Below are 14189 nucleotides of genomic sequence, written 5' to 3' on the forward strand. Positions count from 1 at the left end.
CGACGCTCGCGGCGGCCGCGAGCGTCGCGTCACCCGGCCTGCGTAGCCCGCACCGCGCGCGCGGCGTTCACCGCGCGGATGTCTACCGTCGGTGGCGCGCTGTCGCCAGCCGTCGCGGGCTTCCCGTCGGTTTGCAACGGAACGAGCGCGATGCGCGCCGGCGTGCCCGGCGCGAGATGGAACCAGTCGTCGCTCGGCATGAAACCCGGCGCGTCGATCTGCACATGGCGTGCGACGTGCCGCGTATCGATGTCGACGTGCCAGGTCTCGCCGGTGCGGGACACGCATGCCTCGATCCCGGGCTCGCGGCGCGCCAGCACGGCCGGATGCGTGCGGGACGGAAAATGGAACGCCTGCGACAGCAGCGTGCCGTCGTCGGCGCGCAGCGTTGCAACGACCGTATCGTGTTCGCATGGGCCGAAGCGGTACGCGTAGGTCCAGTCGAAGAAGCGGCCGAGCAGCTCGGCCGAGCCGAGCCGCACGGTGTCGTGCGCGGCGATCCGCACCGGGCCGCCGGCCCGTGCGACCGGCGTGCGGCCGTCGCGCAGCGCGACCAGTTCGACCGCCGCCGACAGCGGCGCCGGGCGTTCGTTGACGACATGCACGTCGAGCCCGTTCAGGCCTTCGTCGACCAGCAGCACCTGGATCGGCTGCAGCACCTGGCGCAGCGCATACCAGGCCGATTTCGGCCGGTGCGCGGCGTCGATCACGCCCCATCCGGCGCCGGGCATCACGTCCTGGAACTGCCACACGAGCGCGCCGGCGCAACGCGAGCCGCTGCGTCGCCATTCGGAAAAGGTCTCGCGCATCACGTCCGCGATCACCGCACGCGACAGCTCGAAATAGCGTGCCGGGTCCTCGCGCCGCAGCCGGTCCGGCGCGACGTCGTACAGCGTCTGCAGATAGTGGTCGCGGATATCTTCGAAATCCCACGACGTGCCGGGGTCGCGCGGCACGGCCGCCTTCCAGCGCGGCTCGTGCACGCCCGGCCAGCCGAGTTCGGCGAGCGTCGCATCGCACGGCACGTTCGCGAACGCGAGGCATTCGCTCGCAAAGCGCACGTCCGCGCGGCGCGCATCGTCGAGCGGACGCAGGTACGCGCCGACGCCGTAGTAGTGCGACACGCGTTCGCGCGGCGTGAACGGCAGCACGCCGCCGTCGGGCGAATCGGGCACGTACGGAACATCGGGGCGGTGCGCGGCCGCGTGGCCGGCCAGCCGGTCGGCCGTCAGCTCGAGGAAGCGCTGCTTCGGCCCGAGCCCGGACATCGCGGCCTGTTGCGCGATCTCGCTGCCGCCGCACAGCACGGCCAGCGACGGCGACGCGCCGTGACGCAACAGCAACTGGCTCGCTTCGCGATCGACGTTGGCCGCGAACGCGGGATCGTCGAGCGCGTAATCGAAGTTCGCGAAGCCGAATTCCTGCCAGACCAGCAGTCCGAGCCGGTCGCAGCAGGCGTGGAACGCGTCGGCCTCGTAGGTCATCGTGCCGCCGACGCGGATCATGTTGAAACCGGCGTCGCGCGCGAGCCCGAGCAGGCGGCCGTAGGTCGCGTCGTCCGCGTGCAGCGCGAGCGGCGCGGCGCTGCTCCAGCATGCGCCGCGCGCGAATACGGGCACGCCGTTGATGCGCAGCCCGAACCCCTTGCCGTCTGCGCCGGAATCGATCTCGATCGTGCGGAACCCCGTCGAGCCGAGCGGCAGGCGCGCGTCGCCGATATGCAGCGTGATCTCGTAGAGCGCCGGTTCGCCGTGCGTATGCGGCCACCAGCGACGCACGTTCGGTATCGCGACGCTCGCGCGCAACTGGCCGGCGCCGGCGCGTTCGAGCGTCGCGTGATGGTCGCCGCACGACAGCCGCGCGACGAGCGGTTCGGGTAGCGGTGCGGCGAACGTCAGTTCCGCGTCGAGCCAGCCCGTGTCGCCGTCGACGCGTGCATGCAGTTTGCAGTCGCTCGGAACGGGCGCGTCGGCCGGATCGAGCACGTCGACGGGCCGCCACGGGCCGGTCGGGACATACGGCGGAAACCAGCCCGGCATGTGCCCGAACAGCGACGTGCGGATCGTGCGCAGCGCGGCCGGTTCCGCGAGCCGCGTGCGCCAGCGCGCACGGCGCGGCGCGCGCGCGTCGCGCAGGTGCGGCGCGAGCGCACGGAAACACACGGTCAGCCGGTGCGTGCCGTCGAGCGACACCGGTACGTCGTGCGCGACGAACATGCTGTCCGAGTGGTGGATCGGCGTGTCGTCGAGCCAGGCCTGCGCGAGCGTCGCGAGGCCGTGAAAGCGCAGGATGCGCGGCCCGCGCCCGCGCAGCTCGAGCCGGTACCAGTGGTCGCGCTCGTCGAGCGACGCGGCTTCGTCGAGCCGGCCAGCCAACGCGAGCGCCTGCGCGACCGTGCCGGGCACCGGCGCGGCGATCCAGCCGCCGTGGTCGTCCGGGAGGTCGCGCGGGTCGCGCACGGCGCCCGCGGCCGTCGCCAGCAGCGACCACGCGGGCAGGGCGCGCGCGCGCGTCACCGCATGACCGACACGGGTGCCGTGTCGTAGCGCACGGGTGTCACGTGCCGCAGTGGCGCACCGATCTGCCGCGCGCACGCGACGAGGTCGGTGTACGCGGCCTCGATCGCCTCGAGCGTCGAATCGCCGCGCTCTTCCTTGCCGCGCGCGCACGCGCGTGCGAGCCGGAATTCGAGCACCATCGCTTCCGACGCGATGCGATCGCACGCGGCGCGGATCTCGGCGAACGGCCCGGTGCAGCCGCTTGCCTGCAGCCAGCGGGCATAGTGGCCGAACAGTTCGAAATTCGCGCCGAGCTGCCGCACCGAATTGAACGAGTACGCATGGAAATGCTCGAGCGGCGCTTCCGCGAGGATGGGCGCGTCGGCCTGCAACTGCCGGCGGAATGCCGCGATCGGATCGACGACCGGCAGGCGCCGCAGGTGACGCTGCAACGCGGCCAGCGACGCTTCGCAGAGCGCGCGTTCGTCGAGCGGCGCAAAGCGCCGCTTCGCGCATTCGACGTACGGCGGCAGCGTCATCGGCGAACTGCCGCCGACGAGCCCGTTGTAATCGAAATCCTCGGCGACGTAATAGCCGCTGTTGTGGAAGTAGCCGATCTGCTGCTTCTCGCGGTCGATCGCGTCGATGCCGATCGTCGTCTTCGTGTGCTGCGTGCGGTAGCTGCTGCCGCGCGTATCGGGCAGGAACCACGCATCGACCTCGACGATCATCAGATGGCCGCGCGCGACCTGCGTCTCGATGTGCTGGTCGAGCGGCTCGTAGATCGAATGTTCCTGCACGACGATCCCGTAGAGCCGCTCCAGTTCGTCGTGCGGAAACTTGAAGAACGTGAACTGATCGCCCTCGAAGTCGAGCGCGATCGTGAACGGCAGCGCCGCGTACGGATTGAGGCCCCACCACCGGAGCACCTCGAGCCACATGTCGACATAGCAGTTGGTCTGCTTCCAGACCATCTCCTGACTGTGCAGCGGGTGCGGCCGGTAGTGGCGCGCGCGGTGGCGCACGTCCTCGAACGATGCGTCTTCGCCATCGCGGGAAACGAACCTCATCGCGTACCCCACAGCACGTCGCGAACCTCGCGCGGCCATGCGTCGATGTCGAAGCCATGGTGGCGGAACAGCGCGAGCGTGAGCCGCTCGAGGCCGAAGCCGACGCAGCCGGTGTGCGCGACGTCGCCCGTCGCGGTGCGGATGTCCCACAGCAGCCCGAAGTGGTCCATGTGGTAGTTGAAGCTCAGGCACGCGGTCTGGCGGTCGTCGTGCTCGATCGGGATCAGCAGCTCGAATTTCAGGTTCTGCTCGCGCTGGCTGTTCGCGACGATCTTGCCGCCGCGCCCGAAGAACGGGTCATTCGCGAGATCGATCGCATTCGGCAGGCGCAGCGCTTCGATCATCCGCGTGCCGCGCTCGATCCACGTCTCGCGGAACGAGACGATCTGCTCGGGCGTGCCGATCCGCACGTATTCGCGCATCCGGAACAACTGCATGCGGGTCGGGTCGAGCGACGGTTCGTGACGGAAGCAGTACGAGAATACGTCGACGATCCGGCCGTCGGCGGGCAGCGCGCCCGCGCGGGCGACGACGGGATACACGGGGTAGCACGCGGCCGGTGTCATCACGACGTAGGTCGGCTTCTGGCTTTCGGTCCAGTCGTCGCCGCGATCGAGGCATTGCAGCACGCGCTGATGCTGGCGCTCGTCGCCGCAGAACGCATGCACGCTGCCCGCCAGTTGCGGGAAGCTCTTCATGTATTCGCTGCGCTCGAACTCGGTGCGGCTCATCGCCGGCGGGAAGCGCAGCACTTCGGCCTGCTGGTCGGCGCCGACGCGCGTGACGAACGCGTCGAGCGCCTCGACCACGCGCTCGAATCGTTCGCTGCGACCGAACAGGCCCTGGATGCCGGTCGAGACCAGCAGGCCCGCGTCGATCAGCGCGTCGCGCAGCGGATTGACGCCCGCGCGGTCGAGCGGTGCGTCGGCGGGAGCGGAGGCGGCGGAGGGCACGGCGAGGCGATCGTTCACGTATGTTTCTCCAGCGTCGCAGGACGCAGCGCGAGCAACAGGCTCGCAGTGTTGGCGGCAATGCGGTCGTTGCTGATCATCAGCGGCGCCGCGTGCAGGTCGCGAATGTGGCGGCCGATGCTGAACGGCGTGCCTTGCTTGTAGCCGGCCATCCCGCAGATCATCATCGCCTGGTGCGCGACTTCGAGCGCGGTTGCCGACACGTAGGTCTTCAGCGTATTGATCTCGGCGGCCCAGGCCATGCCGGCCGACCACGAGCGGGCCGACGCGTTCGCGTGGAGGCGCAGCACGTTGTCGACGCGGGCCTGCATCGCCTGCATCAGCGCGAGCGATTCGGCGATGCGCCGCGCGGCGGGCGACGGTGCGCCGTCGGTCTGGCGCGCCTGCGCGCGGAAAAACTGGTGCGCGCGATGGAACGCGTCGCCGGCGACGCCGATCCACACCGCGGCCCACAGGATGTGCGAGACCGGCACCATCGTTTCTTCGGCGATCTTCGCGAACGGCACCGGCAGGCATTGCACGGCGGCGCCTTGCGCGTCGAGCACGAAGCCGTTGCTGCAGGTGCCGCGCATGCCGAGCGTGTCCCATTCGCCGCGGCGCGTGAGCGTATAGCCGTCGCGCAGCAGCGTGACGAGCACCTGCTCGGAAGCCGGCGCGTCCGCATCGCGTCGCGCGGTCGCGAGAATGCCGTCGGCATAGTCGCCGTACGAGATCGTCGGCGCGGATTTGTGCAGCCGGAACCCGCCGCCGTCGGTTTCGAGGGCGCACTGGCTCGCGCGCAGGTTGCCGCCGACGCCGTCTTCCGACGTGGCCGAGGCGAGCAGCCACTGGTGACGCACGAGCTGTTGCAGGAACAGCTTGTGCCAGCCCTGGTCGGCGGCGTGATTGACGATGCAGGCGACCTGGATCTGGTGCATCGCGAACACCATCGCCGACGATGCACAGGCCTGGCCGAGGATCGAGCAGGCCGACGCGATGTCTTCCAGCGACGCGCCAGCGCCGCCGAGATGGGTCGGCACCATCGCGCCGAGCAGGCGGCGCGCGCGCATCGCCTCGATCGCCTCGACCGGGCAGCGCGCGTCGCGATCGACCGCATCGGCATGCTGGGCGGCGATCTGCGCGACCGCATGCGCGGCCTCGTCGAGCCGATGCGAATCGCTGTCGGGCGCGAGTTCGGGTAGCAGCGCGCTCATGCGGAATGCTCGGTGCGTTGCAGCGTGGCGATCGTGTCCGCGAGTGCGTCGATGCTGCGGAACAGGTTGCGGTTCAGCATCTCGTCGGGAATCTCGATGTTGAACTGCTTTTCGATCGCGAGCATCAGCTGGATCGTATCGAGCGAGGAGAGGCCCGCTTCGTAGAGGTCGTCCCCGTCACCGATCGAATCGATCGCGGCTTCGAGATGGGCGACGTGCTTCAGGATGGTTCTGATTTCGTTTTTCACGTGCTGCTCCGGCGTGCGTGGTGTCGTCCGCTCGGGCAGACGCGCGACAAGCGCTGACATCCCCCCGGCAGTCCGGCATCAGTAGACCATTGGCAGACACGGCGTTCTGTTCGCCACCCTACAAACAGCTGACCCTGCACGCGGGCGGCGCCGTCGCGCCGTCCCGGTCCGGCACGTTGATCACGTGCGCGACGCGGCCGGCACGCCCGAGTCGGCCGACAGGATGCGCTTCATCTCGTCGCGCACGATCGCGCGGCAGCCGCACGACATTTTTTCGAGGCCGTCGAGGTCCGCGAGCTCGATCGAGCTGCGGTATTGCCGGATCAGGCCGAGTTTCTGGATTTCGCCGGCGGCGTCCGTGACCGTCTCCCGCCGCACGCCGAGCATTTGCGCGAGCATGCTGTGCGTCACCTGGATCTCGATGCTGCGCGTGCGATCGAACGCGAGCAGGAACCATCTGCATAACTGATGTTTGAGCACGTGGTGACGGCTGCAGAACGTGATCTGCGACACCTGCGCCATCAGCAGCCGCACGCAGACGAACACGAGATGGCGAATCACCGGCGACGCGTCGAACGCGGCGGCGAAGACGCGCCGGTCGAGCCGGTAGACGAAGCCGTCGCGGCACGCGAGCGCACGACACGGCATCCGGCCGCTGCCGCCGATCACGTCGTCGCAGACCACGCTTTCGCTGCCGATCTCCGCGACTTCCAGCGTCATGCCGCCGGACGACACGTACTGCAGCGAAATCGCGGTCGTGACCGGCAGGTAGACGGCCGTGAGCATTTCGCCGGGTTCGCACAGCACTTGCCCGGATTTCAGGTGAACGAGTTGAAGGTGGGGCGTCAGCGTGGCGAGTTCATCGCGGTCGATGGCCGCGAGAAACCGGTTGGCGTCGAAGCTGTGGGAAAGCTCGATCATGCCGTTCGCATACGCGACGGCGTCGGGGGCCTGGTGAGTCACGGCGCATCCTCGCAGGGTGGCGGTCGCGCGTCGTCGCGGCGAATCCCGCACCGGGATTTCGCACGATCGTGCGGACTTGTGTTGATCGAAAGCGGAATGACGATACTGGCGAAAAAGGCTAGCACGCAATCGAATTCGGGCAATTTCGCATTACGTAATTTCACAAAGTTTGACGATTGCGGTTCAGTGCAAACGTTATGCCGATTTAATGATTCATTTTCAAGGGATTAATTGTCCGGAAATGGATTGGTGCGCTTTCCTGTCATTCGATGTCGAACCGGAATCAATCGAACGACGTGGCGCATCGTACAACGAAAGGCTCCCGCGACATTGAACATTATTTGACAAATAAACGGGGAGCGCCTGATTTTTCATTGGGATCAATGGCTTGAGCATGATGTGTGCGGTAGCGGACAGAGCCTCGAATTAGTGTCCCGATTCAAATTTGAGACAGTTTGAAACAAGCGTGTGAGGTGTGGTCGCGTCGGCAAATGCTGCGCTGCACATCACGGAAACAATTGAAAATCGGCTGTAAGTATTTGAACGGTAAGCGTCGTGACCGTCACCCGATCGCCCGCGGCCGATGCACGGGAATTGATCAGTCGAATGCGCGCTGTGTCCGTTGCGTGGAGGAGTGTCCGGAAATGAGACGTTTTTTCGATTTTGGGGACGGTTATTCGGGTGCGCTAAATCGGACGTGATTCATATATTAAGGATGGACGGCTATTGGCACGTAAATCGCTTATTCGGGCTGGCGTGTCGAAACGGGACAGTCGACTCAATCCGGCGATGACAAGCCGATGGTCAGTCGGATTCAGGGTTGTGGGCCGCAACCGCTGTCAATGTCCGGGCGCGCATCGCGATAACGAGTTCCGTGCACGCGGCTGCAGGCGGCGCGGACAATAAAAGGGATACAGACATGCTTCATCTTCACTCGAGCTACTCGGCGAATGCCATCCTTGCTGCCCTCCCGGAGGACAGCATCCGCACCATCGCACCGCATCTCGAACTGGTCAGGATCAAGGCCGGGATGCTCGACCGGGTCGGCGAGCCGATGCGTCATCTGCACTTTCCGACGACGGCGATGATGTCGGTCCAGCACCTGATGGAGGACGGCGCGATGGTCGAGGTGGCGGTGGTCGGCCGCGAGGGCGTGGTCGGGCTGGGCACGCTGGTCGGCGGCGTCGCCGCGTCGAGCCGGGTCGAGGTGCGGATCGGCGGGATGGCGTATCGCGTGCCGAGTTGCGTGATGCGCGCCGAGTTCGAGCGGTCGCCGCAGACCTATCGGCTGCTGCTCAACACCTGCCAGGCGACGATGGCGCAGATCTCGCGCAGCGCACTGTGCAATCGGCACCATTCGGTCAGCGAGCAACTCAGCCGCTGGCTGCTGCTCGCACACGACCGGATCGACGGCGACGAGCTGACCGTCACCCAGCAGACGATCGCGAACATGCTCGGCGTGCGGCGCGAAGGCGTGACGGAAGCGGCCGGGAACCTGCAGGAAGCCGGCCTGATCCGGCAGCGCCGCGGCCGCATCACGGTGCTCGACCGCGATGGCCTCGAACATCACGCGTGCGAATGCTACGACCTGATTCGCGCGGACTATCGCCGGCTGCTCGGCACGCGCGGGAATACGAGGCCGGCGACGGTTCGCCCGCGCATGCCGGAAGGGCGTTGCGGTTTCCCGGCGCACGGTGCGTGACGATGCAGTCGATGTCCGGTGGAACGAATGCGATGCGGCGCGCCGCGATCGCGGCGGCCGACGTCGTGCTCGTGCTGGCCGGCGCGCTCGTCGCGCAGGCTGCGTCGGGTCTCGGCTGGCATGCGCTGTCCGACGCGCAGCGCGGCGCGATCGCGCTGCTGTGCGTGCTGACGGTGGCGCTGCTGCCGCGCTACCTGCGCACCGTGCGCGGCGGCGTCGCGGTGCAGGGCGGCGCGCACGCGCTGACGCACACGCTGGTGGCGGTGGTGTGCGCGAGCGTGCTGACGGTGGCCGGCACGATGTGGATCATGAATCGCGGCGGCACCGTCACGACCCGCTGGATCGTGCGCACGGTGCTCGCCGGTGACGCGGCGCTGCTGCTCGGCCGCGCGGCGTTGCTGGCGTTCGCGCTGACGCGCGGCGATCCGCGGGGGCGGCAACGTCGCGTCGCCGTCGTCGGCGCAACCGGCTACGGGCGGGTGGCGATCGAGCGGATGCAGCGCGCGCCGAATGGCCCGTTCGTGGCCGCGTGCGTATTCGACGACGATGCGCAGACCGCCGCGGGCGGCATCGGCGGCGTGCCGGTGATCGACGACTGGCCCACGTTGCGCGACCTGATTCGGGGCGGCGACATCGACGAGGTCTGGCTCACGCTGCCGATGTCGCACGAGTGGCGGATCCAGCGCATCGTGCGCGAATTGCGCGACGAGTTCGTCGAGTTGCGGCTGTTGCCCGACGTGCGGCAGATGGCGGTCGTCGATCGCTCCGCGACCGACCTGCTCGGCATGCCGGCGATCAATCTCGCGACCACGCCGCGCGCCGCGCCGGAGCTGTGGGCCAAGTTCGCGTTCGACCGGCTGTTCGCGTTCGGCGTGCTGATTCCGTTGCTGCCGCTGCTGACGATGGTGGCGATCGCGGTCAAGCTGTCGTCGCCGGGGCCGGTGCTGTTCAAGCAGCGCCGCAAGGGCGTCGACGGCCGCGAGTTCCATATCCTGAAGTTCCGGACGATGCGCGTGCACCGCGTGCAGCCGGGCGTCGTGCGGCAGGCGTCGCGCAACGATTCGCGAATCACGCGTGTCGGCGCATTCCTGCGGCGCACGTCGCTCGACGAGCTGCCGCAGTTCTTCAACGTGCTGTTCGGGCAGATGTCGGTAGTCGGCCCGCGTCCGCACGCGATCGAACACGACGACCTCTATCGGCAACTGATCGATTGCTACATGTACCGCTACCGCGTGCGGCCCGGCATCACCGGATGGGCGCAGGTGAACGGCTATCGCGGCGAAACGCGCAAGGTCGAGGCGATGGAGGCGCGCGTGAAGTTCGATTTGTTCTACATGCAGAACTGGAGCTTCTGGTTCGACATCAAGATCATCCTGATGACGGTGGTGCGCGGCTTCATCGGGCGCAATGCATTCTAAGGAAGACGAATCATCGAAGCGGCGCCGCATGAGCGACCGTATCGACGGAATGAGGCCGGCTCGTGCGCACGGAACGAAGCGATGTGGCCGCATGGGAAATTGCTGCGCTGCGTTTGCGCCGACGGGGCTTCGCCACGCGCCCCTTCGGTCGCGATTCCGCGTCCGTCCCCAGTTTCGTCCCTCCGCCGTCGCATGACCGGCACGCTGATTCCGGTCAACACACGCGTGTTCAATGGGTTTATCCTGCGTCGAATGCGTCCGGCGTTTTGCGCGTCCGGTCGCATCATCCGGATGCGGCGGCGCAGGTCATGCCTGCGCGTCGCGCACCGGCGCGATACCGCGCGCCGCCTTTCTTCGCGCGGAACCGGAACAGGAGAGACGGCCATGTCGCTCGACCAACAACAACGGCAGACGCTGAAACAGCGGCTGAACGAGAGCGAGCAGGCGCTGCGTGCGGAGATCCGCACGAGCGAAGACCAGCGCGCGTCGGAATCCTATGCGGATCTGGCCGGCGCGGCGCCGGACGAGGGCGACGAGGCGAATGCCGACCTGTTCGTCGACGTCGACCATGCGTTGATCGGGATGAAGCTGACCGAACTGCGCGCGATCGGGCGCGCCCAGCAGCGGATGCGTGACGGCAGTTACGGCGAATGCATCGACTGCGACGGCGCGGTCGGCTACGAGCGGCTGCTGGCGCGGCCGACCGCCGAACGTTGCACGCATTGCCAATCGATCTACGAACGACGCTACGCGACGACACCGCGCGCGTCGCTCTGACGCCGCGGCTCCAGCCGCGCGGTACGCGCCGCGCGGCCGGCGCAGGATGACCAACGGGCGCCCGGCGGCGTCGACATGCGGCGCCGGGCGGGCAGACGCCGTCGCGCAGGGGCGCGGCGCCATCCACGTGGAAGGGAGCCACGCCGATCATGCCGATCCACAATGCCGAGTGCGCGGCCGTGTTCGCCGAGATCGCCGACATGCTCGAGATCCAGGGCGCCAACCCGTTTCGCGTGCGTGCGTACCGCAACGCCGCGCGTACGATCGCCGACTACGGCCGGGATATTCCGACGATGATCGCGAAAGGCGACGATCTCGGGAAGATTCCGTCGATCGGGGCCGATCTTGCGGCGAAGCTGCGCGAGATCGCCGCGACCGGCACCTGCGAACTGCAGCAAACCTTGCGTCATGCGCTGCCGGGCGCGATCGTCGAGCTGCTCGACGTGCCCGGGCTCGGCGCGAAACGCGTGAAGGCGCTGCATGACGCGCTGAACGTCGATTCGCTCGAACAGTTGCGCGCCGAAGCGAAGAGCGGGCATGTGCGCGAGCTGCCGGGCTTCGGCGCGAAAACCGAAGCGCATCTGCTCGAAGCGATCGACGATCGCCTGCAGCGCGAGCCGCAACGCTTCCTGCTGCCCGACGCCGCACATGCGCTGATGCCGTTGCTCGAACGCCTGCGGGCGGTGACCGGCGTCGGCCAGGCCGTGCCGGCCGGCAGCTTCCGCCGCCGCCGCGAGACGGTCGGCGATCTCGACATCCTCGTCACCGCGCGCGACGCGGGTGCGGTCACCGCAGCGTTCGTCGGCTACGACGACGTGGCGCGCGTGCTCGCGCACGGCAAGACGCGCTCGAGCGTGATGCTCGTCAACGGATTGCAGGTCGACCTGCGGGTCGTCGATGCCGATGCGTTCGGCGCGGCGCTCGTCTACTTCACCGGATCGAAGGCGCACAACATCGCGCTGCGCAGGCTCGCGCAGGCCGGCGGCCTGAAAATCAACGAATACGGCGTGTTTCGTGGCGACGAACGGATTGCCGGAGCGACGGAGGCATCGGTCTACGCGGCTATCGGGTTGCACGAGGTGCCGCCCGAGTTGCGCGAGGGTCGCGGCGAGATCGATGCGTCGCGTGCCGGCACGCTGCCGGCGCTGGTCGAGCGCAAGCATCTCCATGGCGACCTGCACGCGCACACCGATGCGTCGGCCGGCCGCGACGGCCTGCGCGCGATGGCCGCCGCCGCGCGTGCACGCGGGCTCGCCTATCTGGCCGTCACCGACCGCGCCCCACCCGACGGCGGCGCTCGCAACGGTTTCGACTGGCTCGCGCGGCAACTCGACGACATCGATCGCCTCAACGCGACGTTCGACGATTTCGTGTTGCTCAAGGGCGTGGAGGCCGGCATTCGCGAGGATGGCAGCCTGGACGTGCCCGACGCGCTGCTCGGCCGGCTCGATCTCGTGGTCGGTGCGATACGCGACGGCTTCGACCTGCCGCGCGGCGCGCAGACCGATCGCATGCTGCGCGCGATGGATCATCCGCATTTCTCGATTCTCGCGCACCCGACCGGCCGCCTGCTCGGCGAGCGCGACGCCTGCGAACTCGATGTGCCGCGCGTGCTCGCGCAGGCTGCCGCGCGCGGCTGTTTCGTCGAACTCGATGCACAGCCGCGGCGCTTCGACCTGCCGGACGTGTGGTGCCGCGAGGCCGCGAAGGCCGGCGTGCCGGTCGCGATCGGTTCGGATGCATGCAGCGCGGACGAGCTCGACAACCTCGCGTTCGGCGTCGATCAGGCGCGGCGCGGCTGGCTGACGCGGCAGGACGTGCTGAACACGCGCACGCTCGCGCAACTGCGGCCGCTGCTGGCGCGCACGATGGGCGGTGCGGGCAGCGCGGGCGGCGGTGCGAAGCGGAGTCGGTCGAAGGGCGCGTGAGCGTGGCCGGCCGCGATGCGTTCAGCTCATGCCGGGAGGGTCATCCGAGCACGCCGGTCGCGGGGACGTAAGGCAGCCCGAGCGCCAGCGCGACCGCTTCGTACGTGATGTGACCGTCGCACACGTTCAGGCCCGCGCGCAGATGCGGATCGTCGAGCATCGCCTGCTTCCAGCCCTTGTCGGCGAGCGCGAGCGCATGGCCGAGCGTTGCATTGTTCAGCGCGAAGGTGGACGTGCGCGCGACCGCGCCGGGCATGTTCGCGACGCAGTAGTGGACGACCCCGTCGACGACGAAGGTCGGCGCCGCATGCGTGGTCGCATGCGAGGTCTCGAAGCATCCGCCCTGGTCGATCGCGACGTCGACGACGACCGCGCCCTTGCGCATCGTCGCGATCATGTCGCGCGTGACGAGCCGCGGCGCCGACGCGCCGGGCACGAGCACGGCGCCGATCACGACATCGGCATCGCGCACGGCTTCGTCGACCGTCTGCGCATTCGAACAGACGGTCGCGATCCGGTTGGCGAACACGAGATCGAGCTGGCGCAGCCGGTTCACGTTGTTGTCGAGCACGGTGACGCGCGCGCCGAGGCCTACCGCCATCTGCAGCGCGCCGGTGCCCACCACGCCGGCGCCGAGCACGACGACGTGGGCGGCCGGCACGCCCGGCACGCCGGCCATCAGCAGACCGCGGCCGCCGCGCGGGCTTTCGAGGTGGGTCGCCGCGACCTGGATCGACATGCGGCCCGCGACTTCGCTCATCGGCGCGAGCAACGGCAGGCCGCCGCCGGGGCCCGTCACGGTTTCGTACGCGATGCAGACCGCGCCGGATTTCACGAGCGCGGCGGCCTGATCGGGATCGGGCGCGAGATGCAGGTATGTGTAGAGGATCTGGCCGCGCCGCAGCATCGCGCATTCGGCCGGCTGCGGTTCCTTGACCTTGATGATCATGTCGGCGCGCGCGAAGATGTCCTCGGCACCGTCGCTGAGCGACGCGCCCGCGGCCGTGTAGTCGTCGTCGAGCAGGCCGATCGCCGTACCCGCGCCGCGCTGCACCAGCACGCGATGGCCGTGCCGCGTGAGTTCGCGCGCGCCGGCCGGCGTGAGGCCGACGCGGTATTCGTGGTTCTTGATCTCTTTCGGCACACCGATCAGCATGAGTCGCCTCCATGGCCTTCGTTATCGTCGTCGTGCGAGCAGCCGGTCGCGCAGCGGCAGGCCGACCGCAGTACTGGAATAACAGGGTAGTAGTGCGCGGAGGGAAGTCAAGCGACCGGGCTGTGCGACGACGCATGCGCACTGCAACGCAGCATGCGTGGCGATCGGTTGCGACTCGAGGTCGCAATGCGCATGTGACCGGGTTTCGGTATCGTCATGCGTGGCGCGGGCCGGGGCCGCGAGCCGAACACCTTTCGGCAAAACG

11 protein-coding genes are annotated in these 14189 nt (G+C 68.3%); 4 read left to right on the forward strand and 7 right to left on the reverse strand.

The features are described 5' to 3' along the window. Positions 1-29: 29 nt before the first annotated feature. The 6 genes from KU887_RS18235 to KU887_RS18260 form a co-directional block, all read right to left on the reverse strand. Positions 30-2516: a glycoside hydrolase family 2 protein gene (locus tag KU887_RS18235; protein ID WP_258257004.1), complete on the reverse strand. Its 2487-nt coding sequence runs from the start codon at positions 2514-2516 to the stop codon at positions 30-32. After that, the gene (locus KU887_RS18240; protein WP_034203354.1) at positions 2513-3568 is read right to left on the reverse strand and encodes a DUF1839 family protein; all 1056 of its coding nucleotides are present in this window, start codon (positions 3566-3568) and stop codon (positions 2513-2515) included. The genes KU887_RS18235 and KU887_RS18240 overlap by 4 nt, the downstream gene beginning before the upstream one ends. Then, complete coding sequence (locus KU887_RS18245; protein WP_006490442.1) at positions 3565-4539, reverse strand: amino acid--[acyl-carrier-protein] ligase; 975 nt, start codon at positions 4537-4539, stop codon at positions 3565-3567. Before KU887_RS18245 ends, KU887_RS18240 begins: the two co-directional genes overlap by 4 nt. Then, positions 4536-5732: an acyl-CoA dehydrogenase family protein gene (locus tag KU887_RS18250; protein ID WP_006494988.1), complete on the reverse strand. Its 1197-nt coding sequence runs from the start codon at positions 5730-5732 to the stop codon at positions 4536-4538. Before KU887_RS18250 ends, KU887_RS18245 begins: the two co-directional genes overlap by 4 nt. Continuing rightward, positions 5729-5980: an acyl carrier protein gene (locus KU887_RS18255; protein ID WP_006490451.1), complete on the reverse strand. Its 252-nt coding sequence runs from the start codon at positions 5978-5980 to the stop codon at positions 5729-5731. Before KU887_RS18255 ends, KU887_RS18250 begins: the two co-directional genes overlap by 4 nt. A 180-nt stretch (positions 5981-6160) precedes the next feature. After that, on the reverse strand, positions 6161-6943 hold the full coding sequence (locus KU887_RS18260) for a Crp/Fnr family transcriptional regulator (protein ID WP_006494986.1): 783 nt from the start codon (positions 6941-6943) through the stop codon (positions 6161-6163). 919 nt (positions 6944-7862) lie between these two features. On the opposite strand from KU887_RS18260, the gene KU887_RS18265 reads away from it, so the two are divergent. From KU887_RS18265 to polX, 4 genes are all read left to right on the forward strand, one after another. After that, the gene (locus KU887_RS18265) at positions 7863-8645 is read left to right on the forward strand and encodes a Crp/Fnr family transcriptional regulator (RefSeq protein ID WP_006494985.1); all 783 of its coding nucleotides are present in this window, start codon (positions 7863-7865) and stop codon (positions 8643-8645) included. Positions 8646-8656: 11 nt separating this feature from the next. Then, positions 8657-10063 carry an undecaprenyl-phosphate glucose phosphotransferase gene (locus KU887_RS18270; protein ID WP_034203353.1) on the forward strand — a complete coding sequence of 469 codons (1407 nt, stop codon included), beginning with the start codon at positions 8657-8659 and terminating at the stop codon, positions 10061-10063. A gap of 384 nt (positions 10064-10447) precedes the next feature. Then, on the forward strand, positions 10448-10840 hold the full coding sequence (locus KU887_RS18275; protein WP_012493297.1) for a TraR/DksA family transcriptional regulator: 393 nt from the start codon (positions 10448-10450) through the stop codon (positions 10838-10840). A gap of 149 nt (positions 10841-10989) precedes the next feature. Continuing rightward, on the forward strand, positions 10990-12768 hold the full coding sequence (polX, locus tag KU887_RS18280) for a DNA polymerase/3'-5' exonuclease PolX (protein ID WP_058903049.1): 1779 nt from the start codon (positions 10990-10992) through the stop codon (positions 12766-12768). Between the two features lie 40 nt (positions 12769-12808). Here the strand turns inward: polX and ald are convergent, their stop codons facing one another. Further along, positions 12809-13924, reverse strand: a complete 1116-nt coding sequence (gene ald, locus KU887_RS18285) for an alanine dehydrogenase (RefSeq protein WP_006494982.1) — start codon at positions 13922-13924, stop codon at positions 12809-12811. Between the last annotated feature and the right edge of the window lie 265 nt (positions 13925-14189).

It is taken from the genome of Burkholderia sp. EMB26 (assembly GCF_024730645.1).
Taxonomy (GTDB): domain Bacteria; phylum Pseudomonadota; class Gammaproteobacteria; order Burkholderiales; family Burkholderiaceae; genus Burkholderia; species Burkholderia cenocepacia.

What these genes read in the sequence shown, in the direction of transcription:
- KU887_RS18240 (WP_034203354.1), bottom strand. Translation starts at nt 3,568, where the DNA reads ATGAGGTTCGTTTCCCGCGATGGCGAAGACGCATCGTTCGAGGACGTG.
- KU887_RS18250 (WP_006494988.1), bottom strand. Translation starts at nt 5,732, where the DNA reads ATGAGCGCGCTGCTACCCGAACTCGCGCCCGACAGCGATTCGCATCGG.
- KU887_RS18265 (WP_006494985.1), top strand. Translation starts at nt 7,863, where the DNA reads ATGCTTCATCTTCACTCGAGCTACTCGGCGAATGCCATCCTTGCTGCC.
- KU887_RS18270 (WP_034203353.1), top strand. Translation starts at nt 8,657, where the DNA reads ATGTCCGGTGGAACGAATGCGATGCGGCGCGCCGCGATCGCGGCGGCC.
- KU887_RS18275 (WP_012493297.1), top strand. Translation starts at nt 10,448, where the DNA reads ATGTCGCTCGACCAACAACAACGGCAGACGCTGAAACAGCGGCTGAAC.
- polX (WP_058903049.1), top strand. Translation starts at nt 10,990, where the DNA reads ATGCCGATCCACAATGCCGAGTGCGCGGCCGTGTTCGCCGAGATCGCC.
- ald (WP_006494982.1), bottom strand. Translation starts at nt 13,924, where the DNA reads ATGCTGATCGGTGTGCCGAAAGAGATCAAGAACCACGAATACCGCGTC.